18 protein-coding genes, 2 tRNA genes and 1 pseudogene are annotated in these 23,855 nt (G+C 55.1%); 6 read left to right on the top strand and 15 right to left on the bottom strand.

Translation table 11 applies throughout. The annotated features are described in order from the left end of the window. Positions 1-146: 146 nt before the first annotated feature. Entirely contained in the window at positions 147-1,481 is a 1,335-nt protein-coding gene (gene purF / locus A3L10_RS09810) for an amidophosphoribosyltransferase (protein WP_088867437.1), read from the top strand. On the opposite strand, the gene fdhF is transcribed toward purF, so the two are convergent. The 5 genes from fdhF to guaB all read right to left on the bottom strand — a co-directional run bounded on the left by fdhF (position 1,444) and on the right by guaB (position 8,428). After that, a complete protein-coding gene (fdhF, locus tag A3L10_RS09805; protein ID WP_088867436.1) occupies positions 1,444-3,483 on the bottom strand; it encodes a formate dehydrogenase subunit alpha in 2,040 nt (679 codons plus the stop codon). The two genes, purF and fdhF, sit on opposite strands and share 38 nt — an antisense overlap. A 166-nt stretch (positions 3,484-3,649) precedes the next feature. Next, complete coding sequence (nadC, locus tag A3L10_RS09800; protein WP_088867435.1) at positions 3,650-4,483, bottom strand: carboxylating nicotinate-nucleotide diphosphorylase; 834 nt, start codon at positions 4,481-4,483, stop codon at positions 3,650-3,652. Positions 4,484-4,532: 49 nt separating this feature from the next. Next, the gene (gene nadA, locus A3L10_RS09795; protein ID WP_088867434.1) at positions 4,533-5,441 is read right to left on the bottom strand and encodes a quinolinate synthase NadA; all 909 of its coding nucleotides are present in this window, start codon (positions 5,439-5,441) and stop codon (positions 4,533-4,535) included. Positions 5,442-5,503: 62 nt separating this feature from the next. Continuing rightward, complete coding sequence (locus A3L10_RS09790; protein ID WP_088867433.1) at positions 5,504-6,904, bottom strand: L-aspartate oxidase; 1,401 nt, start codon at positions 6,902-6,904, stop codon at positions 5,504-5,506. 63 nt (positions 6,905-6,967) lie between these two features. Then, positions 6,968-8,428 carry an IMP dehydrogenase gene (gene guaB / locus A3L10_RS09785; protein WP_088867432.1) on the bottom strand — a complete coding sequence of 487 codons (1,461 nt, stop codon included), beginning with the start codon at positions 8,426-8,428 and terminating at the stop codon, positions 6,968-6,970. A 294-nt stretch (positions 8,429-8,722) separates the two neighbouring features. Between guaB and A3L10_RS09780 the strand changes: the two genes are divergently transcribed. From A3L10_RS09780 to taw3, 3 genes are all read left to right on the top strand, one after another. Then, positions 8,723-8,986: a hypothetical protein gene (locus tag A3L10_RS09780; protein WP_232460982.1), complete on the top strand. Its 264-nt coding sequence runs from the start codon at positions 8,723-8,725 to the stop codon at positions 8,984-8,986. A 131-nt stretch (positions 8,987-9,117) separates the two neighbouring features. Further along, positions 9,118-11,094, top strand: a complete 1,977-nt coding sequence (locus tag A3L10_RS09770) for an IGHMBP2 family helicase (protein WP_088867430.1) — start codon at positions 9,118-9,120, stop codon at positions 11,092-11,094. A gap of 3 nt (positions 11,095-11,097) precedes the next feature. Next, complete coding sequence (gene taw3, locus A3L10_RS09765) at positions 11,098-11,706, top strand: tRNA(Phe) 7-((3-amino-3-carboxypropyl)-4-demethylwyosine(37)-N(4))-methyltransferase Taw3 (protein ID WP_088867429.1); 609 nt, start codon at positions 11,098-11,100, stop codon at positions 11,704-11,706. Here the strand turns inward: taw3 and A3L10_RS09760 are convergent. The 4 genes from A3L10_RS09760 to A3L10_RS09745 all read right to left on the bottom strand — a co-directional run bounded on the left by A3L10_RS09760 (position 11,703) and on the right by A3L10_RS09745 (position 17,329). Further along, positions 11,703-12,770, bottom strand: a complete 1,068-nt coding sequence (locus A3L10_RS09760) for a DUF1464 family protein (protein WP_088867428.1) — start codon at positions 12,768-12,770, stop codon at positions 11,703-11,705. The two genes, taw3 and A3L10_RS09760, sit on opposite strands and share 4 nt — an antisense overlap. 137 nt (positions 12,771-12,907) lie before the next feature. Next, positions 12,908-14,545 (bottom strand): thermosome subunit beta, encoded by a 1,638-nt coding sequence (gene thsB, locus A3L10_RS09755; protein ID WP_088867427.1) that lies wholly within the window; start codon positions 14,543-14,545, stop codon positions 12,908-12,910. A gap of 162 nt (positions 14,546-14,707) precedes the next feature. Further along, positions 14,708-15,463: an anaerobic ribonucleoside-triphosphate reductase activating protein gene (locus A3L10_RS09750; RefSeq protein WP_088867426.1), complete on the bottom strand. Its 756-nt coding sequence runs from the start codon at positions 15,461-15,463 to the stop codon at positions 14,708-14,710. Between the two features lie 21 nt (positions 15,464-15,484). Continuing rightward, positions 15,485-17,329: an anaerobic ribonucleoside triphosphate reductase gene (locus A3L10_RS09745; RefSeq protein ID WP_198362071.1), complete on the bottom strand. Its 1,845-nt coding sequence runs from the start codon at positions 17,327-17,329 to the stop codon at positions 15,485-15,487. A 301-nt stretch (positions 17,330-17,630) separates the two neighbouring features. Between A3L10_RS09745 and A3L10_RS09740 the strand changes: the two genes are divergently transcribed. After that, positions 17,631-18,656 carry a tetratricopeptide repeat protein gene (locus tag A3L10_RS09740; RefSeq protein ID WP_088867425.1) on the top strand — a complete coding sequence of 342 codons (1,026 nt, stop codon included), beginning with the start codon at positions 17,631-17,633 and terminating at the stop codon, positions 18,654-18,656. A gap of 74 nt (positions 18,657-18,730) precedes the next feature. On the opposite strand, the gene A3L10_RS09735 is transcribed toward A3L10_RS09740, so the two are convergent. The 6 genes and pseudogenes from A3L10_RS09735 to A3L10_RS10400 all read right to left on the bottom strand — a co-directional run bounded on the left by A3L10_RS09735 (position 18,731) and on the right by A3L10_RS10400 (position 22,769). Then, positions 18,731-19,006: an elongation factor 1-beta gene (locus A3L10_RS09735; protein ID WP_088867424.1), complete on the bottom strand. Its 276-nt coding sequence runs from the start codon at positions 19,004-19,006 to the stop codon at positions 18,731-18,733. A gap of 19 nt (positions 19,007-19,025) precedes the next feature. Continuing rightward, the gene (locus tag A3L10_RS09730; RefSeq protein WP_012572828.1) at positions 19,026-19,205 is read right to left on the bottom strand and encodes a zinc finger domain-containing protein; all 180 of its coding nucleotides are present in this window, start codon (positions 19,203-19,205) and stop codon (positions 19,026-19,028) included. A 439-nt stretch (positions 19,206-19,644) separates the two neighbouring features. Further along, positions 19,645-21,036, bottom strand: coding sequence for an ATP-binding protein (locus A3L10_RS09725; RefSeq protein WP_232460981.1), 1,392 nt, complete (start codon positions 21,034-21,036; stop codon positions 19,645-19,647). Positions 21,037-21,528: 492 nt separating this feature from the next. Beyond that, positions 21,529-21,606 (bottom strand) — tRNA-Ile (locus A3L10_RS09720). Between the two features lie 13 nt (positions 21,607-21,619). Further along, positions 21,620-21,697 (bottom strand) — tRNA-Glu (locus A3L10_RS09715). Between the two features lie 390 nt (positions 21,698-22,087). After that, positions 22,088-22,769 (bottom strand): annotated as a pseudogene (locus A3L10_RS10400) (SDR family NAD(P)-dependent oxidoreductase). 86 nt (positions 22,770-22,855) lie between these two features. On the opposite strand from A3L10_RS10400, the gene A3L10_RS09705 reads away from it, so the two are divergent. Beyond that, positions 22,856-23,851 carry a sugar phosphate nucleotidyltransferase gene (locus tag A3L10_RS09705; RefSeq protein ID WP_088867422.1) on the top strand — a complete coding sequence of 332 codons (996 nt, stop codon included), beginning with the start codon at positions 22,856-22,858 and terminating at the stop codon, positions 23,849-23,851. Positions 23,852-23,855 lie beyond the last annotated feature (4 nt).

Here is a 23,855-nt window from a genome sequence, read left to right as displayed (position 1 = left end):
TGTGTAAAATCTTACCATATTTAAGGCTTATTTTGGCATAAAAATGGTAATCAATGGGCAAAGCTTTTAAACATAAAAAGGATAAAGTACGGCGTCGAATCCATAATTATTAACATGCTTACGTCAATAAGTCGGCGGGATTCATTATGAGGGAGAAGTGCGGTGTCTTTGCAGCGGTTACCGAGAACGCGCCCAGAAAAGCCTACTACGCGCTGATAGCACTGCAGCACAGGGGGCAGGAGAGCGCGGGAATAAGCGTCTGGAAGCACAGGATAAAAACGGTAGCTGGCCGGGGGCTCGTTTCGGAGGTCTTCAAGAACGGTGAGATAGCAAAGCTGAAATCCAACGTCGCCATAGCCCATGTCCGGTACTCGACCTCCGGCTCCCTCACCGAGATCCAGCCGCTGGAGACGGGCTGCTGCGGAAAGAGAATAGCCGTCGCCCATAATGGAACCCTCACGAATTTCCTTCCCCTCCGGAGGCATTACGAACGGCTGGGAGTTAAGTTCGGGCACTCTGTTGATTCCGAGCTGTTAGGAATCTCTTTTCTCTGGCACCTCCGCGAGACCGGGGACGAGTTCGAGGCTATGAGGGAAGTTTTCAGGGAGGTGAAGGGAGCATATTCCGTGGCTTTTCTCTTCGACGGGAAGATACTCGTGGCGAGGGACCCTGTCGGCTTCAGGCCACTCAGCTACGGGACTGGAGACGGTCACTATTTCGCCTCGGAGGATTCTGCGTTGAGGCTCTACGTTGAGGAGGTAAGGGACGTCAGGCCGGGGGAGGTCTTTCTGCTCTCGGAGGATGGGATAGAGAGCCGGATAATAGAAACGGGGAAGCACCACGGCTGCGTTTTTGAGTACATCTACTTCGCCCGTCCGGACAGCACGATAGACGGTGTAAACGTCTATACTGCGAGGGTCAGGATGGGGCAGGAGCTGGCTAAAGAGAGTCCGGCCGACGGAGACGTCGTCATAGCCGTGCCGGACTCTGGAAGGGCTGCGGCGCTTGGATTCTCCAGGATCAGCGGGATTCCCTACTCGGAGGGTCTCATAAAGAACCGCTACATAGGAAGGACCTTCATAACCCCAGGCCAGTTCTACCGCGAGCTGAAGGTCAAGCTCAAGCTCTCGCCGGTGAGGGAGGTAATAGATGGGAAGAGCGTCGTGCTGGTTGACGATTCAATCGTCAGGGGGACGACTATGAAGCGCATCGTCGCCATGCTCAGAAAAGCCGGCGCGAGGGAGGTTCACGTTAGGATAGCCTCCCCACCGATAAGGTACCCGTGCTACATGGGGGTGGACATTCCGACGAGGCACGAACTCATAGCGGCGTTTGGAAGCGTTGAGAAGGTGAGGGAATCCATAGGGGCCGACAGCCTGGCTTACCTCAGCGTTGAGGGGCTGAAAAAGGCCGTTGGGAGGAGAGACCTCTGTCTGGCATGCCTCACCGGTGAGTATCCGGAGTGGGCTTTCCGCTTCTGAGCTTTCTCAGTCTCGCCGCGGAGAACTTGAGCTCCGGTGTTCCCGCTTTGTTTAGAGCTGGGCTCGTTATTTTGTTCGCCTTGAAGTGGAAGGGAACCGCAACTACGCCCGATGGAACACCGCCGAGCCTGGCCCTCATTCTAATCTTTCCGCGCCTCGTCTCAATCTCTACCCAGTCGCCGTCGTGGATTCCAAGCCTCTCCGCGTCGTTCCTGTTTACCAGCACCCTGGGCTCTCCCATCAGCCTGACGAGCGAGGGACTCCTGAGAGTCATTTCACCGGTGTTGTAGTGGCTTATCAGTCTGATTGTGGTGAGGATGAAGGGGTACTCGTAGTCCGGCCTCTCCCACGGTTGCACCTGCTCCACCGCGATGAACCTGGCCTTTCCGTCGGGGGTTGCGAACTCCCAGGTGTGGAGCCTCTTCTTCGGAAGGAATACCCCATCGCCCGCCTTCAGCTCGTCAACGCTCCTTTCCTCCAGCGAAGGGAAGAGGCGGAAATACTCGGCGGTGATCTCTTCAACGCTGGAGTAGTTGAATCCCGGCAAACCGAGGGCCCTGCCGAGCATGGTCAGTATCTCCCAGTCGGGCTTCGAATCACCCATCGGCTCGCAGACCTTGTGGCTCCACTGAATCCTCCTCTCGCTGTTCATGTACGAGCCTTCCTTCTCGCAGAAGGCCGAAGCCGGCAGAACGTAGTGGGCGTAGCGGGCAGTTCTCGTCATGAAGATATCCTGAACGACGAGGAGGTCGAGCTTTCTGAGGGCATTCCTCACCCGGACGAAGTCCGCCTCGCTGACGGCAGGGTTTTCCCCGACTATGTAGAGCGCTTTAATATCGTTGCTCTCTATCGCCTCCCAGAGCTCTGTGAGGTAAAGCCCGCGCTCCGTTGGGAGGTCTTCCACGCCCCATATCTTTGCCACACGCTTCCTGAACCTCTCATCGGTCAAGGGGACGTAGCCCGGCAGAAACTCACTCAGCGCTCCCATGTATGCCGCTCCCTGAACGTTGTTCTGACCGCGCATCGGGTAGAGGCCGCCCTTTTCGCCGATGTAGCCGAGGAGCAGGGCGAGGTCTATAACGGCCATAATGTTCTCAACGCCTGAAACGTGCTGTGTCAAACCCATACCCCACATTATCGCGCCGCTTCCGGCGAGGGCAAAGGTCCTCGCAACTTCTCTGATCGTCTCAGCCGGAATTCCGGTTACCTTTTCCGCGTACTCCGGCGTGTACTTCCTCACAGCCATCCTTATCTCGGAGAAGCCAACGGTTCTGGTCTTTATGAACTCCTCATCGTAGAGCTCCTCCCGGATTATGATGTTCATCAGAGTATTCGCGAGGGCTATGTCCGTCCCCGGGCGGATGACGAGACTGTAGTCCGCGAAGGCCATCGTCCTGGTTTCCCTGACGTCAACGACGATCACCCTCGCCCCCCTTTTCTTGGCCCTCAGGATGTAGTCCATGACAACGGGGTGGGTCTCGGCGGGATTGTAACCCCAGATGAATATAACTCCGAATCTCTCCAGGTCTTCGTAGGGGTTGGTCTGTGCTCCCGCCCCAACGGTCATCTTGAGGGCGTGAACGCTCGCCTCGTGGCAGAGCCTTGCGCAGTTGTCTATGTTGTTGGTGCCGAAAAGCCGCGCGATCTTCTGAAGGAGGTAGTTCTCCTCGTTGCTGACCTTGGATGAAGCTATGAAGGCGACGGCATCCGCCCCGTACAGCTCGCGGATTTCAAGGAGTTTACCCGCTATCTCCTCGATGGCCCCTCCCCAGCTTATCGGCCTTATCCTAGAACCCTCACGCTTCAGGGGGCGCTTGAGCCTGTCCCCGGAAAGAACGAACTCAGTCGCGTGGAGACCCTTGGGGCAGAGCTTGCCCCTGTTAGGCTCGCCTCGGTGGGGTTTAACCCTCATCGTCCTGGGATCAACGAGAAGCCTGCAACCAAAGCCGCAGTAGGGGCACACGACCGTCTTGGGTTCGTCCACGTTACCACCTGTGAGCATCTAAGCGGCAAAAATAAAAAGCTTTCTGGAAGAAATTTGATGAAAAAGTGTTCAAACCAAAGACCTATGTTGGAGATAATCGCGAAGGTTAACATCTTTTGGAGGGACAGAAAACGGGGAACGCCAAGAGGGTCCAAGGGAATTGGAAAAAGTGAAAGTCTTCCGTTCAGAGCTTTCCAATTATCTCAAGGCTGACATCGAAGTTCTTGACGGAGTGCGTGATGTAGCCGAGGCTTATGACGTCGATGTCGAGCGCCGCGTACTCCTCGATGTTTTCAGGGGTTATCCCACCGGAGACCTCGATTTTCACCCTATCGCGAAGACCCTCGCGCTTTAGAGCCTCCACCGTCTCAGCTATCTCGGCCGGACTCATGTTGTCGAGCATCACCACGTCCGCCCCGGCTTTTGCTGCTTTTAGTGCATCCTCAAGGCTCTCGACCTCAACCTCGACGACCTTGTAAACGCTGAAAGCCTTAGCGCGCCTTATGGCCTCCTCCAGCGGGACTAAAGCGAGGTGATTGTCCTTTATGAGTATCGCGTCGCTGAGGGAAAAACGATGGGGCTCGCCGCCGCCGATGAGTATCGCCCTCTTGTCTATCGGCTTGAGGAGGGTCTTTCTTGTCCCTGCAACACGAACCTTCGGGTTTACGGCCTTAACTTTCTCGACCAGCTTCCTGACCTCGGTCGCTATGCCACTCATCCTGCCCATAATGTTCAAAGCCGTCCTCTCGACGAGGAGTATCGAGCGGGCGTCGCCCTCAAGCTCGAGGATGGTGTCTCCCTTCTTCACTTCCTCTCCATCACGCTTCCTGACCCCAACTTCAACCCAGAAGTGCTCGAACAGAGCTTTGGCTTCCTCAACGCCCGCTATTATTCCTTCCTGCTTCGCAATTATCACTGCCTTGGCCCTGATTCCTTCAGGAATCACAGCCTCACTCGTGACGTCGCCGAAGGGAGTGTCCTCCTCAAGGAACTTGAGCAGATATGAAAGAGAGATCATAAGTTTCCCTCCATACTTAACAAAAACTACGAAATCTTTCCCTCTGAACTTAACTCATCTCCAGCATCCTTTCGATGGCCTTCCTGGCCTTCTCCGCTATCTCCTCAGGCACTTCAACCTGGTACTTCATGTCCCTGAGCGACTCGTAGACGTGGTTTAGAGTTATAGCCTTCATGCCGACACAGACGGCGTCTTCCCTGGCGGGGTGGAACTTGATGTGGGGATAGAGCTTCTTAAGCCTGTAAACCATCTCGTGCTCGGTGAAGACGACCCACTCGTCGTGCTCGGGGGCACGCTTTATCATTCCGCCCGTGGAGACTATTATGTCAGCTTTTTCCTGCACTTCCGGCTCGCACTCCGGGTGAACCATCAGCTTGGCGTTGGGGTAGAGCTTCCTCGCGCGCTCGACGTCTTCAAGGGTGAACTTCCTGTGGACATAGCAGTGTCCGTACTCGGGGACGGGGATGACCTTCTTTCCGGTGACCTTGGCGACGTGGTGAGCCAGGTTCTTGTCCGGTCCAAAGAGTATGACGTCGGAATCGAGCTTCTCAACTATTCTGACCGCGTTGGCTGAAGTTACCGTTACGTCGGCGTAGGCCTTCGTCTCGGCGGTGGTGTTCACGTAGAGAACCACTGGAGCGTCCGGGTACCGCTCCTTGGCCCTAAGGATGTGCTCGACCTTCAGCATGTTGGCCATGGCGCAGGTGGCCCTTTTGCTCGGGAGCAGGACGGTCTTTTTGGGATTGAGGATCTTCGCGGTCTCGGCCATGAAGTCTACTCCCGCGAAGACTATGACGTCGGCATCAACGTCCACAGCTTTCCTCGCGAGCTCAAGGCTGTCACCAAGGAAGTCGGCTATATTCTGGATTTCAGGTGGCTGGTAGTTGTGGGCCATTATTATAGCGTTGCGCTCTTCCTTCAGGCGTTCAATCTCAGCTATGAGCGTCTCCTTCTCCATAATCTCACCTCGCTTGGATGGTGGTAGAGGAGGAAGATTAAAAGGTTGTTGGCCACCTGTGGTTAGAGCCTGCACCTTCCGTCGAAGAAGCTCGATCTCTCGAAGGATTTGCTCATAGCTGGAAAGTCCTCACGGTAGTGAGCGCCCCGGCTTTCTTCTCTCGCGAGAGCACACTCAAGGACTCCTCTCGCGAGCAGCTTTAACCTCGGGTCCGCCTCAACCGAATCGAGCCTTTTCAGGCCGTCCATCAGGGAGGAACCGCTCCTCACGATGCCTGCATGGTTCCACAGTATCTCCCGGAGGGTGTCAACGTCTCCCAGTGAATCGAAGCGATACGGAATCTCCCGAATCTCACCGAGCCTTGGCCCCTCCCTCGCTATGGTTCTTGCAACTTCAAGGCCGGAAACGAGGCACTCAAGGAGGGAGTTGCTCGCCAATCTGTTCGCTCCGTGGAAACCGTTGCTCATCGCTTCACCTACAGCGTAGAGGTTCTTGATTGCCGTCCTGTACCAGAGGTCGACCGCTATCCCGCCGATGGTGTAGTGGGCTATCGGGGAGACCGGGATTAAGTCTTTAGCCGGATCGATGCCGTCCTTCCTCAGGAAAGCGTATATCTGCGGGAAGATTTTCTTGAAATCCTCTATGTCAGTCGCGTCAAGGAAAACTCTCCTGCCGGCTTTCATCTGGTTGTATATCGCCCTAGCGACGATGTCCCTCGTGGAAAGCTCGTTAACGAAGCGTTCCCCATTTTCCGTCACCAGCTTTGCTCCCGCTCCCCTAACGGCCTCGCTGACGAGGAAAACGCCGTTCTTACCGATGTAACCGGTGGGGTGAAACTGGACGAACTCCAGATCCCTCGCGGGGGAGCCTTTCATTATGGAATCGCCTATTAGGACCCCAAGGTTGAGGGGCGAACCGGCGGTGTACTTGAAGAGTGAGGCAAAGCCGCCGGTGGCTATAATAGTGGCATCGAACGTAAGAAGCTCTCCGTCGAGAAAGATCCCGTAGGCCCTGCCCTCTCTCACAGCCAGCTCCTCGGCAATGCCCTCGACGAAGTGAACGCCCGCCTCCTTGGCGGCTATATATAAAACTTTCATGAGGTGCTTTCCGGTCTCGTTCCTCACGGTGAAGACGCGGTGGAAGGAGTGCCCTCCCTCGGTCTCGTTGGTCTCGAACTCCAGCCCTATTGAGAGAAGGAAAGCGTAGGCCTCGCTTGCCTTTGAGATTACGCTCCATACGGTCTCCTCATCGTTGAGATACTTGCCTGCCTTGATCGTGTCGAGAACATGAGCCTTGGGGGAATCACCGTCGAGGATTGGAAAGGCTACTCCTGCCTGGGCAAGGTAGGAGTTGCTCTCCTTTATTCCCCTACCGATGACCGTCACGTCGAAGCCCCGTCTCGCCAGGGCCACCGCGGCGGTCAGGCCCGCGGCACCGCTTCCAACGATTCCAACGCTGGTCATAGCTCTCCCCAGGCTGGACTGGGAGAAACGCCTTATAAGGTTTTCAAAAAGAGGGAAGGGAAATCACTTTCCGACCGGATAGTTCGGCGCCTCGTTGGTGATGAATATGTCGTGCGGGTGGCTTTCCTTGACGCCAGCCTGCGTTATGATCACGAACTCGCCCTTCTCCTTGAGTTCGGCTATGCTTGAAGCCCCTACGTAGCCCATTCCCGAGCGGAGACCTCCAACGAGCTGATATAGGACGTCACTCACGCTTCCCTTGTAGGGGACGACTCCCTCAACCCCCTCCGGAACGAACTTCTTGGTCTTCATATGGCCCTTCTGGTAGTAGCGCTCCGCTCCTCCTTTCATCATGGCACCGAGGGAGCCCATGCCACGGTACTGTTTATAGCGCCGTCCGTTGATGACGACCTCCTTGCCCGGGGCCTCCTTCGTTCCGGCCAGGAGAGAGCCGAGCATGACAGCGTCAGCTCCCGCCGCTATCGCCTTGACTATGTCGCCGGAGTAACGGATTCCACCGTCGGCTATGACGTGGAGCCCGTACTCCTGGGCTCTGTCTGCCACGAGCGCTATGGCGGTGACCTGCGGGACGCCTACGCCGGCGACGACCCTCGTTGTACATATACTTCCTGGCCCTATTCCGACCTTCAGGGCATCGGCGAAGGTGAGGTCGTCAACCGCTTTGGGGTTGGCGATGTTTCCAACGATTAAATCGGCATCGACGGCTTTCCTGATCTCCTTCATGGCCCTTATGGCCTTGAGGTTGTGGGCGTGGGCTGTGTCAACGACGATTACATCAACACCTGCCCTGTCGAGGGCCTTGGCGCGCTCGATGTCGAAGGGACCAACGGCGGCCGCAACTATCAGGTCTCCGTTCTCGTCCCGAACGGCGTTCCTGTACTTCTTCCTCATCATGAGGTCGCTCATCGTGATTATTCCCACGAGGCGGCCGTTCCCATCGACCACCGGGAGGCGGGCTATCCGGTTGGCAACCATCGTCTCGAGGGCCTCCTCGACCGAGACGTCCTCTCCGACGGTTATGACCTCGCCGGTCATGACCTCCCTGACGAGGCTGCCCTCTTTGGCCGCTATGTCCTTCTTGGTAACGATGCCGACTATTCTACCGTCCTCACCAACGACCGGAAGGCCGTCGATGTCGTTTCTCTCCATGAGGAAGAGCGCGTAGTCAAGGGTTTCATCGGGGCCTATGGTGATGACGTCCTCGACTATGAGGCGCTCGGCGCGCTTGACTTTCCTCACCATCTCGGCCTGTGCCTCAATGCTCATGTTCCTGTGGATGACGCCGATGCCGCCTTCCCTGGCCATTGCAACAGCCATCTCCCACTCGGTGACGGTGTCCATGGCAGCGCTCAGAATCGGTATGTTGAGCTTCACGTTCGGCGTTATCCTGGTTGAGACGTCAACGTCCTTGGGCTCGACTTCGGTCGCCTGTGGTATCAGAAGAACGTCGTCAAAGGTGTATCCCTTAATCGCATTAACAAGTTTGTGTTCAAATTTCCCCATTTTTCTCGCGCCTCCGCGTCCTTTTTAACATGAACCTGGCAGGGGTTTTTAAGGGTTTCCGCTCCAGACGGCATAACTCGGCTACTGCGTTAACAATATGACATTGAATGAAGAATAAGTTGGATATTCGTCCAGAGGTTAGCCTTAATTTTTGCCTTTCTTGACAGATGGCCAAAGGTTCCGCCAAAAAGCACAAATACTCCCGAACACTCCTAGAATCGGTGATTACCATGAGGGGGGAGTACCAAACCCATCTCTAGGGCTAAGGTTAGGAGCTTTGGTTTTGAGGAGCTGTTGGGTGAAATCCTGAAGGAAGGTCTCTTCTGGGCGGCTCTCGGTCGGCCGTCGGAGGTCATGCCGTTTCTGAGGGGCAAGCTCTTGAGCAACGGCATCGGTGTGGAGGGTGGACGCAGGGAATACTTGGAGTACTTGCTTGACGACCTGGAAAGGTTCTACAAGAGGGTCTCGTGGAGCGACGAGATTGACGAGCGGCACTGGAAGGCGTTGAGGTCCTTCCACAGGGACATAGTCTCGGTGATTTCTTCCGAGAGGGCTTAGCTTTTTAACCCCTCTTCCCTACTCCTTCTGGGATGATGAGGGAAGTTTCGTCCGATCGGTGAGGAAACTCGCATGGGCTGACCACCCTCAACCTTTTAAACGGCTCTTCTCTTCGCTCATCGGGAGGAAAAATGGACGAAAAACTGGAGAAGTTCATCTCTCGCCTCAAGGTACTCGTTGAGATTGAGCGTAAGGCCGAGATAGAGGCGATGCGCGCCGAGATGAAGCGTCTTTCCGGTCGCGAGAGGGAGAAGGTCGGGAGGGCCGTTCTGGGACTCAACGGGAAGGTCGTCGGGGAGGAGCTGGGCTACTTTTTGGTGAAATACGGCCGCGATAGAGAGATAAAGACCGAGATAAGCGTTGGCGATCTGGTGGTTGTCAGCAGGAGAGACCCGCTGAAGAGCGACCTGGTTGGAACGGTCGTCGAGAAGGGAAAGCGGTTCATAACGGTCGCCCTTGAAACCGTTCCGGAGTGGGCATTAAAGGGTGCTCGCATCGACCTCTACGCCAACGACATAACCTTCAAGCGCTGGCTTGAGAACCTTGAGGCCCTTCGTGAGAGCGGGAGGAAGGCTCTGGAGCTCTACCTCGGTCTGAGGGAGCCGGAAGAAAGTGAGGCCCTTGAGTTCACGCCCTTTGATAGGAGTCTGAACGGGAGCCAGAGGAAGGCGGTTGCCAAAGCCCTTGGAAGCCCTGACTTCTTCCTTATCCACGGTCCGTTTGGAACAGGCAAGACGAGAACTCTGGCCGAGCTGACAAGGCAGGAGGTGGAGAGGGGCAACAGGGTTCTGGCAACGGCGGAGAGCAACGTTGCCGTGGACAACCTCGTGGAGAGACTCGTTGACTCCGGTTTGAAGGTCGTCCGCGTTGGCCACCCGAGCAGGGTCTCAAAGAGCCTCCACGAGACGACTCTAGCTTACCTCATAACTCAGCATGAGCTCTACGGTGAGCTGAGAGATCTGAGGGTTATTGGCCAGAATTTAGCGGAAAAGCGCGACACGTTCACTAAGCCCTCGCCGAAGTACAGGCGCGGGCTGAGCGACAAGGAGATCCTCAGGCTGGCCTCAAAGGGCATCGGGACGAGGGGCGTTCCGGCAAGGCTGATCAGGGAGATGGCGGAGTGGATAAAAATCAACCGGCAGGTTCAGAAGACCTTCGACGATGCCAGAAAGCTTGAGGAGAGAATCGCGAGGGAAATCATCCGAGAGGCGGACGTTGTCTTGACGACGAACTCCTCGGCTGGACTGGATGTCGTTGACTACGGCTCATACGATGTCGCGGTAATAGACGAGGCCACCCAGGCAACCATCCCAAGCGTCCTCATACCCATCAACCGCGCGAGGCGGTTCGTTTTGGCCGGAGACCACAAGCAGCTGCCCCCGACGATACTCAGCGAGAAGGCGAAGGAGTTAGGCAATACGCTCTTCGAGGGCCTGATTGAGCGCTATCCCAGGAAGAGCGAGATGCTCACAGTCCAGTACAGAATGAACGAACGCCTGATGGAGTTCCCGAGCAGGGAGTTCTACGGCGGTAGAATAGAAGCGGATGAGAGCATTAGGGCGATAACCCTCGCAGACCTCGGGGTTAAAAGCCCCACGCGCAATGGTTCATGGGACGAAGTCCTCAGGCCAGATAACGTCCTGGTCTTCGTGGACACCTCTGGGAGGGAAGACCGCTTCGAGAGGCAGCGCTATGGGAGCGAGAGCAGGGAGAACCCGCTCGAGGCGAGGCTGGTTAAGGAAACAGTTGAGAGGCTGTTAAAGCTCGGGGTTAAGCCCGAGTGGATTGGAGTGATTACCCCCTACGACGACCAGCGCGACCTGATACGCTCGCTCCTGCCGGAGGAAGTCGAGGTGAAGACTGTGGATGGATACCAGGGGAGGGAAAAGGAGGTAATCCTCCTGTCCTTCGTCCGCTCCAACGGGAAGGGCGAGCTGGGATTCCTGAAGGATTTGAGGCGCTTGAACGTCTCGCTGACGAGGGCTAAGAGGAAGCTGATTTTGATAGGCGATTCCTCGACTTTGAGTGCCCATCCAACTTATAAACGGCTGGTGGAGTTTGTGGGTGAGAGGGAGACTGTGGTCGATGCCAGAAAACTGGGGGTGTGATGGATGTTCCTCTACACCAAGAACTTCGATGAGCAGAAGGCGAGGGCGATGGAAGGCCTCAGGCGGGCCTTAGCCGAGGGCAAGGTGGATGATGACATAATCCCACTGCTCGATAAAATAAACTCCCTTGAGAACTACTTCACCACCTCCTCGTGCTCGGGCAGGATTTCGGTCATGGAGATGCCCCACTTCGGAGACAAGGTGAACTCGGTCTGGCTCGGCAAGTGGCACAGAACCGTCAAAGTCGAGGAAGTCCTTGAGGCTATCGGGAGACACGAAAAGGGCCAGCTCTGGTTCCTGATCAGGAGCCCGATTCTTCACGTCGGGGCGAGAACCATGGAGGACGCTGTAAAACTGCTCAACCTCGCCATCGGCCTGGGCTTCAAGTACTCGAACATCAAGAGCGTGAGCCACAAGAAGCTCCTCGTTGAGATACGCTCCACCGAGAGGATGGACGTTCCGCTCGGTACCGATGGGGAGCTCTGGGTCGATGAGGCCTACATCGAGAGAATAGTTGGAATTGCCAACTCCCAGGTAAGGCGCTTCAAGGGGAAGCTCAAGAGGCTGGGGGAAGAGGTTGAAAAGATAGAGAACGCCCACCAGTCACCTTAAACATCGAGCGGGAGCTTTACGTAATCGAGGACGCTTCCACGGCTCTTCTTTATCTCCACGTGCTCCACGAGCTCCCTGAACTGACCTCCAGCGAGGCCGTCGCCGATTATGGCGCTTCCCTGGGCGGCCTCTTTGGCCCTGCCCTCAAGGCCCCTCTGCCTGACGATCGAAATCTCAAAGAGCTCCTCGAAGGTATCCTCCACGTCCTTCCTCAGCTCGTCTATGCGCATCAACCGGCCGGAGAGGATTATCTCCCTGGCCTTCCCAACGACGGCAAGTTCTGAGGCAACAGCTTTAATGAAGCCGTCCTTCATAGCCTCCCAGGCCTTTGAAAAGGGCTTCTCGTCGAGCCGCTTGGCGAACTCCTCAGGCGGGAGTATCTCGTTGGCCGCTATCACCGTTGCCCCTCCCCAGAAGAGGTGCCACTTCTTTATCCTTCCCATCAGGTAGGCGACCTCTCCGTCGAGGGCACCGCTGTTCACGTACGCCGGGCCGGGGAATATCGTCCCGCCGATGCCGTCAACGATTTTTCCTCTCTTCACCGCCCCCGCGTAGTTGTAGCCGAAGCCCACCTCGAGGAGGACGAAGGAAACCTCGCTGCACTCAAGTCCAAGCCTCTTCGCCTGGTCGTAGATGCCGAGCACGGTTATCGCCATCTTGTCCGCCGTCCCCATGTCCACCTTGTTGTACTTCCTCCACTCCGGGACGGTCGGAAGGTGAATGACCCCAGGAATAAACCAGACGTTCATGCCCTTCTCGGCCATCTGGCCGACCATCTCCTGGAGGCCGAGGAGAACGGGGATTTCCTTCATTTCCTCCTCTCTCACGAGCGTCATCTCGAAGCGGTCCCTCTCGGTCAGCTCGCTTATGTGCTTCAGCGGAACCCCGTAGCCAGAGGGACCGATTATGACCTCGGCGTTGAAGTCCTCGATGGCCTTTACTATCCTTCCTGGATCCTCCGCAACAACCTCGCTCGGAAAGGTTAAATCAAGCTTTATCCTTCCGTCCTCAAGGCCTATGACATCGAAGCTCTTGGTTCCAGGGTCGACGCCTATGACCCTCACAAGGACTCCCTCCAATTCCAGTTTGGTCATCCAGAAGAGGAAACCTCGTTTAAAAAACTGTTGTTATGGGGTCACAGGAACCTAAAAGCTTGGAGAATTAGGAATGAGAAAAGTTAAGAGAGCTAAATCCAGCGCCTTCAGTCAAGGTCGCTACCGAAGTCCTCGCTTCCGCCCTTGCCTTCCTTCTCCTTCTCGAGCTTGCTGGCGGCGATGACGTCGTCGATCCTGAGGATCATTATGGCAGCCTCGCTGGCACTCTTGATGGCCTGCTTGGTGACCCTGACCGGCGCTATAACGCCGCGCTCCATCATGTCGGCCGGCTCGCCCTCGAAGACGTCGACGCCGATGGTCGGTCCCTTCTCCTTGTGCGCTGCTATGACCTTCACGAGGGTCTCGATCGGGTCGAGACCGGCGTTCTCTGCCAGGGTCCTCGGTATGACCTTGAGGGCCTCAGCGAAGTTCTCGATGGCGAGAGCCTCCTTGCCGCCGACCTCCTTAGCGTACTCGTCGAGCTTGATGCTGAGCTCAATCTCAGGAGCACCGCCGGCGGCGAGTATCTTGCCGTCCTCGACGATGTCCTTGACGACCTTGACGGCATCCTCGAGAGCCCTCTCGACCTCGTCGACGACGTGCTCGGTACCGCCCCTGATGAGTATGGTGACCGCCTTCGGGTTCTTGCAGCCCTCAACGAAGATCATGTTCTCGCCGGCGACCTTCCTCTGCTCGACGAGCTCGGCCTCACCGAGGTCCTCGCTGGTGAGGTCGCGGACGTTGGTGACGATCTTGGCGCCGGTGGCCTTGGCGAGCTTCTCCATGTCGCTCTTCTTGACCCTCCTAACGGCCATTATGCCATACTTGGCGAGGTAGTGCTGGGCGAGGTCGTCGATACCCTTCTGGACGAAGACGACGTTGGCGCCGACCTCCTTGATCTTCTCGACCATCTCGCGGAGCATCTTCTCCTCCTGCTCGAGGAAGGCCTGGAGCTGCTCCGGGCTGGTGATCCTGATCTCGGCGTCGGTCTCGGTCTCCTTGACCTCGAGGGCCTCGTTGATGAGCGCGATCTTGGCGTTCTCAATCCTCTTCGGCATGCCTGGGTGAACGACCTCCTTGTCGATGACGACGCCCCTTATGAGCCTGGTGTCCTTGACGCTGCCGCCCTCCTTCTTCTCGAACTTGATGTTGTCGAGGTCGACCTTGTAGGTGCCGTCGACCTTCTCGGCGACCTGCTTGACGGCCTCGACGGCGATGTTGGCGAGGTACTCGCGCTCCTCCTCGGCGGCCTTTCCGGTAATGGCGGTGACGGCGGCCTTCTTGAGCATCTCAACGTCATCAACGTCGACGTCCTTGGCTATCTCATCGAGTATCTCCTGGGCCTTCTCGGCGGCCAGGGCGTAACCCTTGATGACTATGCTCGGGTGGATGTTCTGGTCGAGGAGCTCCTCGGCCTTCCTGAGGAGCTCGCCAGCGATAACGACGGCGGTAGTGGTTCCATCACCGGCCTCCTTGTCCTGGGTCTTGGCAACCTCAACCATCATCTTGGCAGCCGGGTGCTGGATGTCCATCTCGTCGAGGATGGTGGCACCGTCGTTGGTGATGACGATGTCTCCGAGGCTGTCGACGAGCATTTTATCCATGCCCTTCGGACCGAGGGTGGTCCTGACGGTTTCAGCAATAATCCTAGCAGCCAGAATGTTAAGCCTCTGGGCATCCCTTCCAACGTACCTCTGGGTTCCCTCAGGCAGAATAACAACCGGCTGTCCAGCGAGCTGGGCCATCTCCGCTCACCTCCGCCCTTTTTTGTTTTTGTCGACGGAGGAGTTTTAGTTACAATTAGTGTTTCCGGTTTATGGTTCCTTTAGGTTATTTATAAAATTTTCGGTCAGCTTCTGGGAGTAATGAGGACATTATAATGGCTAAGGAAGTCAAGAGAGGGCCGGTTAAGCCCGGCCGGGAATTTTTCCGCCCGTATGTCCACTGGGGAACTCGAAAAACTGATTCACGTGAACCTCGACGCCGAGCTCTTCGAGTTTTCTCTTGAGTTCCTTGACCTCTCCGTCCGGCCAGCAGTGGGCGGAACACCACTCCTCGTCCCTCGGGTTGGTCAGAGGTTTTCCCACGAGAGGGTTCAGGACGACGTAGAAGTTAGTGCTGGCCCTTTTGATCCCCTCTTCGACGTAGGGCCACGCGTTTAGGCCCTTCGCCACAGGAATCCTCAGCTCCAGCGGAACCCCGTAGTCGGAAACCACATCAAGGCCCCTCAGGAAGAGCTCCCAGAGCTTTTTTGCGGGCTTTTCGGGGAGACCGTAGAGTTCGGGCGGTGCTTTAAGGTCCGTCGCTATGTGGTCAACGAGGCCGGCCTTTAAAAACCTCTCCAGCGGACCAATGAGGGTTAGGTTCGTGTTCAAACTCACCGGCACGTCGAGGAGCTTCACCTCAGCGAAGAGCGAACTCAGCTCCCTCCACTGCATCAGTGGCTCCCCTCCGGTGACGTGGAAGTAGTCCACTAGGAAGGAACTCGCTTCAAGCTCGTCAAGAAGGGCTTTTCTATCGAGGGTGAAGCAGTCAAGGCCTTCCGCTATACGCCAGTTGTGACAAAACGGACATTTAAGGTTGCACCTGCAGAGCCAGAGCGTGAAGGTTACCCTGCCGTGGACGTCCACCATGCTGACGCTCTTCCAGCCGCTCGTGAGCATAGGACCACCCCAGAAAAGAAATCATGAGGAGTAGTGCCTCCTCGTCCAGAACTCCTTCTTCCTGAAGGGGTTCCAGTTCTTGAGCGGTCTGTAATATCCAATTATCCTGCTCCAGACCTCAACGTTCTCGCTTCCACAGCGCGGGCAGTGGGTGTGCAGACCGGTCGTCGAGTGTCCACACTCGTTGCAGACAGTAACCGCTGGGGTGTAGCTCCAGTAGACGAGCTCCGTCCTCATGAGCCTCTTCGTGAGCTTGGCTAACGCCTCCGGATCCGGCTCCTCGCCGAGGAAGATGTGCATCATAACTCCACCCGTGAAGCTCCTCTGAACCTTTTCCTCGACCCTTATCCTGTCGGCCAGTTCGAGGGAACCGTAGTAGGGCGCTATGCTAGTCGAGTAAATAGGGTTCTCCGGATCGCTGAGGTACCCTTCAAGCTCCCGGAACTCATGCAGGTCTTTTATAGCGAGCTTCGCCGCGGCGCTCTCACCGGGTACTTCCTCAACGTTCCAGGGCGTCCCGCTCTCGCGCATCCACTCCCTCGCCTTTGTCGTCGCGAACTCGACCATCTCCTTCATCAGCTCCGCCGCTTTCATCCACTCCCTTCTTGAGCCTTCTTCCCAGAGGTTGGGCTCGTTGAGGTAAATCGAAGCAGCTTCGGGAAGGCCGAGGATTCCGACGGTGTTGAAGTGGCTGCCCGGGAACTCCTTCAGGTAGGTGTGAATCATGCTGTACATGTGCCTGTAAGAGGTAATCAGCCTCACGTAGCGCTCCCTGAACCAGTCGGTTGTGGCTCTAACAACGTCAAGAACCTTCTCGTACTCCTCCCAGAACTTATCGTCATCGCCGTTGGCCTTTAAAGCCAGCCTCGGGAGGTTCACGGTGGTGACGTTCACCGAGCCGGTGACGTCGGGCATCGCCCAGAGCCCACCGAAGCGCCCCCTCTCAACTTCTTTAAGCCACTGCTCTTTGGTATCTTCTGCATTGAAGCCAAAAGCGTACATAAACTCACTTTTGTCGATATTTAGGCGGCAGCACATCGCGTAGCTCGCGTCTGGGTCTACGACGTTCGTGTTCAACCAGTAGAAGCTCCCGCGCTTTGAAGCGGTCTTAAAAACAGCCTCAAAGACCTCCGGGTCGTCCCAGAGCATCTTGGCTGTAACCATCAGCGTCGGAATAGGGAAGGTGAATGGCTGGCGAAGTGCATCGCCCTCGCGGAGGATTTCGGTTAGAGCGATAAGGAACTCCTTCGCTTCCCTCTCGTACTCGCCGAGTGCTTCGACTTTCTCTCCAGCGTAGACCGCGTGGTCCCCTTCGAGCATCTTCTTCGGAGCGTCTAAAGTTACGGTGAAGTTTGTGAAAGGCGTCTGCATTCCAACCCTGCTCGGGTAGTTGAGGTTGTAAACCAATCGCTGAATCTGCTGTCTGATTTTACGCCTGTCGAAGTTTTCTCTCCTGATGAAGGGCCCGGCGTACCATTCGACCGAGCTCAGGGCTTGGGCGCCGCTGAAGTAGTGCTGCATCGTTATGAGGTAGTTCGCAATGTGGTCAACGTAGGTGTCGAAGTGCCTGGCAGGCCGAGAAACTATCGTCGGCGTTTTCAGCCCCGTCTCAAGGAGCCGCGCCGTGCTGTGGCCGGTGCAGTAGGGAATGTAGAGGCTGTAGGGGAGCTTGTGGATGTAAACGTCACCCGAGAAGTGGGCCTCCCTGCCCTCCTTTGGGACGAGCGAGATGCTCTCCTTCAATGCCTCCTCCATCACGTAGGCGAAGAAGCCGGTCGGACCGGGATAGCGGTTTGCGTTCTCCAGAACATCCAGACTGCTCCAGCCCGCGTACTCATGGATTACATCCTTTTTCACTATCTCCATACTGCTCACCTGGATAATTTATCCAATAACAAGGGAAACAAACGCAGGATATAACCATTCCCCTTGAACTAATAGTCAGCCCTGCGAAATTCCCCCACAATTTGGTGCTAAATGACAGATTTGACAGATATTCGTTGATAATTAGACAGACAAACTGACAACGCAGGGAGCCATTAAAACAAGTATCGACAAATGATTGTCATCAATACAAAATGCCAAATCAATATTTGACTATAAAACACAGCTTCCGACAACCATACCTTTTTAACTCGTCCAGCCAACCGAAGTCCGGTGATAAGAAATGGCCGACGTTAAAGTCGAATGGGAGAATGCCCTAGCCGAGAAGAACTGTGAGAAACTGCTGGAGCTCTTTGATGATTACATTGATTCAATCGAGAGCGAGGAGGAACTTAAAAGGGAACTCGAGCGGCTCGGGGAAGTATCGGTTGAGTGCGAAGACCCTTACGACCTGCTCCACGAGATTGCCCACGTTTACGCCCATCTAGACGACATCGAGGCCGGAATAGGCCTTTACAGGAAAGTGGCCGAGGCCAAGAAGGCCGAGCCCGAGGAGTACGCGACTGCTCTCTATTACCTGGCCGACGCCTACGAGCACTTCGGCATGCCTGAGAAGGCGATAGAGACCTACGAGGAGCTGCTCAGGCTCGAGGAGGATGTTCTCAAGAACGAGAGGGAGATAGCGCTCACGCTGGCTAACATGGCTGTGAACTACGACGAGATGGGCAACACAGAGAGGGCGATAGAGCTGATGGAGCGCGCTAGGGACATCTTCGAGAGGCTCGGCGATGAGAAGAACCACATGATAAGCCTCCTCGATCTGGCGCACTTCAGGTACGAGCTCGGAGACTATGACGCGGCCGAGGCGCTGATAAACGAGGTTCTCAGGAGCCCTAGGGAGGACGAGATTGAGATAAACGCCAGGCTGGTGGAGGCGGAGATATTCGCCGGAAGGGAGGAGTACGAGAAGGCCTTCAGAGCTATACGGGACGCTCTCGTCAAGGCTATCAATGTAAGCGACGATATTTTTGGCCTGGTCTTCGACACGCTGGTTGATTTCATCGAGGGGCTCTTCAACGAGGGTTCCTACGGCGTTGTCGCGGAGAACATGGAGTCCTTTGCGGAACTCTTCGAGGACGACACCGCTTACTTCTTCAGGGCTATCGCGGAGCTGGCGCGGTGGAAGGCTGGAGATGAGGAGGCCAAGGAGCGCTTTGACGAGCTCTACTCCAAGGTGGAGAACGAGGAGCTTCGCTCGGTTCTGGACGAGTGGAAGAGGCCGAAGCTGAGTTTGAGCTTGGGGCTCTGAATCCTACTCTTTCTCTTTTAGGAGTTTAACAGAACAGTTGAGTGGGAATTAATGTCAAAAAGAGGGCGGAGCCCTCAGATCCTCGAAACGGTCTCAACTTCCGCGCTCTCGACGTTCTCGACCTGCCTGAAGAGCTCGGTAACCTCGTCGTAGGAGTAGCCCTCGGCGTCCTTTCCGAGAACGTAGAACTTGAGGGCGACGAGACCGAAGGCGATCGGCTCGCGCTCGACCTTGGCGAGGCCGAACTTCTCGGGGATGACGGCCTTGAGCTTCTCCTCGAGCTCGTCGAGGTTGACCTCGGGGTCGGTCGGCATGACCTTTATAACGCCAACAAGGTTGAAGTCAGCCATTCTTTTCACCTCCTAACTTTCACGGCCCCTCCCAGCCGCACTTGGGGCACTTGTAGGGGACGCTTAGGACCCTGCAGCTTTCGCAGCGCCAGATTATCTCCTCGCCACAGTTCGGGCAGACGAAGTGAGTGGCGTGCTCCCTTGGGGTTATCTCCTTTCCGCATGATGTGCATACGGGTATCTCGAACTTGGCTTCCACTGCGAACACCTCCGAGAAAGGTGGTTTTTAATCACTGGTGGGCATTGCGGGGGTTGACTTATAAACCTTTCTCTGGGTCATCTCTGGTCAGTAATTTTCTCCGGTTACTGACTAGTCCAGTCAGGATCTCAATAAAATTTTCAGAAAGAAGTTAAAGGGGTGTAACTAGTTACAGGGGGTGGAACTTACGATACTGCACAATCGTTCATCTTGATATGGTGGAATGCAGGGCTTCGCCCCTGCACCCTCCTTTTTTAGAGTATTGGGGGCCCCGCCCCCTCCCTCTGGAGGTTTACTCCAGTGGGCAATTTCTCGGAGAAATGAGAGGTCCCCCATTATGGGGGTGTCCAAAGATGTATATAGGATTGCGGGACTTAACCAAATCTTAGCAACACTAGCCTCCTCTCATACAGGTTGATAAAGGGAACTACGAAAAAGCTCAAAGCATCAGGAGGAACAGTTCACGGGGGACAAACCACACGCCATTTTTGTTTTCGAGCTTTCCGTTATGGACGACCACACCACAGTTCAGGTCGGTCTTTTTCATAGTTCTGAGAACCTGTCTAATTCCCTTCTTCCCCCATCCAACTTCAACGACAACGCCTATTTTCCTTCCACTTAAGATGAAGTCGGCCCCTCCCTTCTGGGCATCGTAGTGAAGGCGGAGTCGCTTTTCCCTTGCCAAGATGTGCAGGTAGAACGCCACCACGTCCTCAAGGAGCATGCCCATTGTCTTACTGTCCCTCTCAAAGAGGCCAAATTCATAGAGCACCGCGCTTCTGAGTATTGAGGCGAGGAACTTGTATTTGGGAGTCTTTCTTGCGACCTTGCCTATAGAGCCGTAGGCCCTGACGGGGAATATCACTTCAAGGTCTTCGAGCTTCTCCAGGAGTTTGGCCACGGCATCCCTGGATACTCCAAGCGTTGATGTGATTGTGTCATAGGTCAGGCTCTCCCCGGAAGCCATCAGGAGGAGCAGGCCGAGGGCCTTCTCGCGGGTTGTTTCACTCAGCCCCTCGTATCTGAGGTCAACTTCGATGATTTTCCGGAGAATCTCATAAGCATCCTCCAGGGGATTTTCGGAGTTCAGGTAGATGGGCAGAGAACCATGAACGAGATAGTCTTCAACATCCTTCTCGCTGAACTTCAGGAGAACGTCGCCCAGTATGCTTTCGATTCCGGTAAAATTACAGGTAAGAAAAGCGTCTTTCAGGGCATCACTTAACTTCTCCGGAATGTGAACTCCCTTCTTCAGGAGGAGGTACTCAGTGAAAGTGAGCGGTGGTACTCTGAGCTTCTTGGCGCGGCGTGTTAGGTCAGGGTCGAGCTTCAATGGGAGGGAAGAAGAACCTGTAACGATTATCATCAGGTTGTTCGCGGAGTCGTGAAGTGCCTTCACCGTGGTCCCAAAGTTCCTATCGTAATGGGCCTCGTCGATGAACAGGAAGGTAGGCGCACTAAACTCTTCCACCCTCTCGCCAATCAGGCGCTCATAGGCCATTATGAAGTCGTTTAGACTGATGCCTAAAGGATAGAGTCTGTCCAGGGAGAGGTAAATCAGCCGCTCGCGGGGGACTCTAGATAAAAGGTCAAAGTAAATCTGAGCCAGCATCGTTGTCTTCCCGACACCGCGGAGGCCGTAGAGGACAAGAACCCGATTTTCTCCACCCTGAAGAAAAGACTCAACCTCTTGAGACAGTTTTGGGAGGAGCTTTCGTTCTGGGCGTTTTTCCCCATTGGGAGCAAAAGCGTACTTTTTGAGGGCTTTATCTGCGGTATCAACGGTGCGTCTCACAAAAGTTTCTAGGAATTTCTCGTCCAAGACCCTCACCACAGTCTAGTCTGTTCAAACAGAATAAAAACCTTATGGTCTAGTCGACTTGAGCAGACTAGAGTCTAAATTTGTTGGCGGATATTAACCTGGAGTTTCTGTCTTATAATCTCTGAAGAACAGTGCCTTTAGAATTATACGCAAACCTTCCGCCAGCGCTGAGGCTTTTGAAAAAAGCTTCACCAAAGAAACTTTTCTGGCGAAAAGTTTTATCAAAGCTTGTGATTCCTTATCAAAGATGCAACTTGAGAATGTTTGTACTCCCCGCAGGCATTTATAAGCAGGAATTCACGATTCAAAACCCCTCAAAAACGCGGGTTTAAACCATTAAAGCGCTCCAACGGAGCGCGGGGGAAGTAAACCCACTCAAACAAGGCAACCTCAAAAGGAATCCCTAACTGAAAAGCACATTCAAAAAGGCAAACCCTCTCAAAGAAACATCTCAGAAAAGAATCACGACCTTTTGATCAAACTCTGCAAAAGTTTGTTTTCTGGTGGGCCCGCGGGGATTCGAACCCCGGACCTCCCGCTTATCAGGCGGGCGCTCTGACCAGGCTGAGCCACGGGCCCACGAGAAGGATTTTGGTGCCCCGGCCGGGATTTGAACCCGGGTCGCGGGATCGAGAGTCCCGCATGATTGACCGGGCTACACCACCGGGGCGCGTCCGAAATTAGGGAGCCGGGAGGATTTAAAAAGTTTTCGGTAAGCTGTGGGATAACTCCGAAGTGTGGAACCACGTCTGCACGCTGAGTGAGGCCCTCAATCCTTCATAAAACTGCAACATCTGTATTGAGGCGATGGTTTCTTGAAGTTATTTCGAAAAGTTGCTAAAAAATTTTGCACTAGATAAAAGCAAAGCTTTATATAGTTAAAGCACCTATAAGCCTTTGAGGAGTGCTGTGCGGAAGAGACTGAAGCGAAAGCTTCACCCCAAGACAAACCGGACCCGAGTGGTTTCATGGACCATAACGGAACGTGAGGCTACAATTGTAGGGGACGGTTTGAAAGGAGTGGAACTTCACTCCGGCCCCTTTCGCATGGTGCTCCTCACTATTCTTCTGCCTTAGCCGTTTGCAGGAGCTCCCCAACCGTTCTTCTTACGGCCTCATAGCTGTCAAGCTTTGGCCTCCAGCCCGTTTTCTTCGCCTTCTCTATGCTCAGGCGCATGAACTTGACGTCGCCCTTCCAGCCGCGGCCGCCGTCGACGCCTCCGGTGAATCTGAAGACAGGCTTTAGCTTCATTTCCTCGCTGACTATCTCGACTATCTCCCTAACGGTTATCCAGTCGTCGTTGCCGAGGTTGTAGAAGTCGACCCGCTTGTTCTCCTTCTTAAACGCTTCGAAGATGTGGAGGCGTCCCCGTAGACGGTCGATGAGGAGGTGAAGACGAGGTATTTAACGCCGGAATCCTTCATGGCGTTCAGGAGGTTATACGTTATTAAAACGTTGGTCTCGTAGAGCAGTTCCGGGCTCTGATAGCCTATTCTAACCTCCAGATTTGCGGCGAGGTGAAAAACAACCTCGTTCCATCAACGGCCTTCTCAACGGTTTCAGCGTCCCTCATATCCCCCTCTATGAACTCAAACCTCTCGTGATTCAACCAGCGCTTCATATTGTCGAGGGTGCCAGCGCTCAGGTCATCGAGAACCCTGACTTCGTGACCATCTTCCATTAACCTGTCAACCAGATGGGAGCCTATGAACCCTGCACCGCCCGTAACCAGAACCTTCATTCCTACCACCACCCTTGATGAAACGAAATAATTTAAATACATTTGGGCGTATCATTTTCAGCGTGAAAACTGGTAAGGTGGGAGGAATGAAAGTTCTAATCATGGCGGGAGGTTACGCAACCCGGCTCTGGCCAATAACGAAGGACAACCCAAAGGCCCTTCTCCCCGTCGGGGACAGGGTGATACTGGAGTACATCCTAGAAAAGGTCGATGGGTTAGGCCTGGAGACGTACGTATCAACCAATCGGTTCTTTGAGGCTCACTTCAGGCCGTACGCCGAAAAATACGGCGTCGGGATGATAGTCGAGGAGACCCTCCACGAAGATGAGAAGCTCGGAACCATAGGAGCGCTGAAAAAGGCGCTGGATGAGCTCGGTCCCGACGACTACCTGGTCATAGCCGGAGACAACCTCTTCTCGTTCTCACTGCGGGAATTCTTGAACTCTTACGACGGGAAGACGCTCATAGCAGTCTACGATGTGGGCGATCTGGAGCTGGCCAAGCGCTACGGTGTCGTGGTTCTCGAGGGGGAGAGGGTCATCTCTTTCCAGGAAAAGCCCGCCGAGCCGAGATCAACCCTCGTGAGCACCGGCGTCTACGTTTTCCCCAAGGGGATTATGGAGCGCATAGATGAGTACCTCTCCAACGGAAACCGCGACTCCCCCGGCTACTTCCTCCAGTGGCTCCTCGGAAAAGGGGAGGAGATAAGGGCCTACCGCTTTTCAGAGTACTGGTATGACATAGGAAGTGCGGACAGCTATCTAGAGGCCCTGAAGACGCTCCTGAAGGAGAGTCACGTGGAGGAGATCCAGATAAGCCCCTACGCGAAGATAATCCCGCCGGTGGTCATAAAGAGGGGGGCAAAGATACTAGGACGGTCGATGATCGGTCCCTACGCCTACATCGGTGAGGACTGCGTCATAGAGAACTCCGACATAAGCGACTCCATAGTCTTCAGGAGCACTGTCATAAGGAACTCCACGATATGGCGCTCCATTATCGACGAGAAGTGCGAGATAAGGAACCTCGAGCTGAGAAAGAGCCTCGTTGGAGGGCACGCCAAGATACAGAGGGGGGAGTGAGGGA

The organism is Thermococcus radiotolerans, assembly GCF_002214565.1.
GTDB classification, from domain to species: Archaea; Methanobacteriota_B; Thermococci; order Thermococcales; family Thermococcaceae; genus Thermococcus; species Thermococcus radiotolerans.
The sequence above is the reverse complement of the archived record's forward strand: the minus strand, read 5'-3'. Positions and strand labels throughout refer to the sequence as shown.

Excerpts from the sequence above, each read along its gene's own strand:
- A3L10_RS09745 (WP_198362071.1), bottom strand. The coding sequence starts at position 17,329 with ATGGAGATAGTGAAAAAGGATGTAATCCATGAGTACGCGGGCTGGAGC.
- thsB (WP_088867427.1), bottom strand. The coding sequence starts at position 14,545 with ATGGCCCAGCTCGCTGGACAGCCGGTTGTTATTCTGCCTGAGGGAACC.
- A3L10_RS09750 (WP_088867426.1), bottom strand. The coding sequence starts at position 15,463 with ATGCTCACGAGCGGCTGGAAGAGCGTCAGCATGGTGGACGTCCACGGC.
- guaB (WP_088867432.1), bottom strand. The coding sequence starts at position 8,428 with ATGGGGAAATTTGAACACAAACTTGTTAATGCGATTAAGGGATACACC.
- A3L10_RS09705 (WP_088867422.1), top strand. The coding sequence starts at position 22,856 with ATGAAAGTTCTAATCATGGCGGGAGGTTACGCAACCCGGCTCTGGCCA.
- A3L10_RS09735 (WP_088867424.1), bottom strand. The coding sequence starts at position 19,006 with ATGGCTGACTTCAACCTTGTTGGCGTTATAAAGGTCATGCCGACCGAC.
- nadA (WP_088867434.1), bottom strand. The coding sequence starts at position 5,441 with ATGGAGAAGGAGACGCTCATAGCTGAGATTGAACGCCTGAAGGAAGAG.
- purF (WP_088867437.1), top strand. The coding sequence starts at position 147 with ATGAGGGAGAAGTGCGGTGTCTTTGCAGCGGTTACCGAGAACGCGCCC.
- nadC (WP_088867435.1), bottom strand. The coding sequence starts at position 4,483 with ATGATCTCTCTTTCATATCTGCTCAAGTTCCTTGAGGAGGACACTCCC.
- A3L10_RS09790 (WP_088867433.1), bottom strand. The coding sequence starts at position 6,904 with ATGACCAGCGTTGGAATCGTTGGAAGCGGTGCCGCGGGCCTGACCGCC.
- A3L10_RS09740 (WP_088867425.1), top strand. The coding sequence starts at position 17,631 with ATGGCCGACGTTAAAGTCGAATGGGAGAATGCCCTAGCCGAGAAGAAC.
- taw3 (WP_088867429.1), top strand. The coding sequence starts at position 11,098 with ATGTTCCTCTACACCAAGAACTTCGATGAGCAGAAGGCGAGGGCGATG.
- fdhF (WP_088867436.1), bottom strand. The coding sequence starts at position 3,483 with ATGCTCACAGGTGGTAACGTGGACGAACCCAAGACGGTCGTGTGCCCC.
- A3L10_RS09770 (WP_088867430.1), top strand. The coding sequence starts at position 9,118 with ATGGACGAAAAACTGGAGAAGTTCATCTCTCGCCTCAAGGTACTCGTT.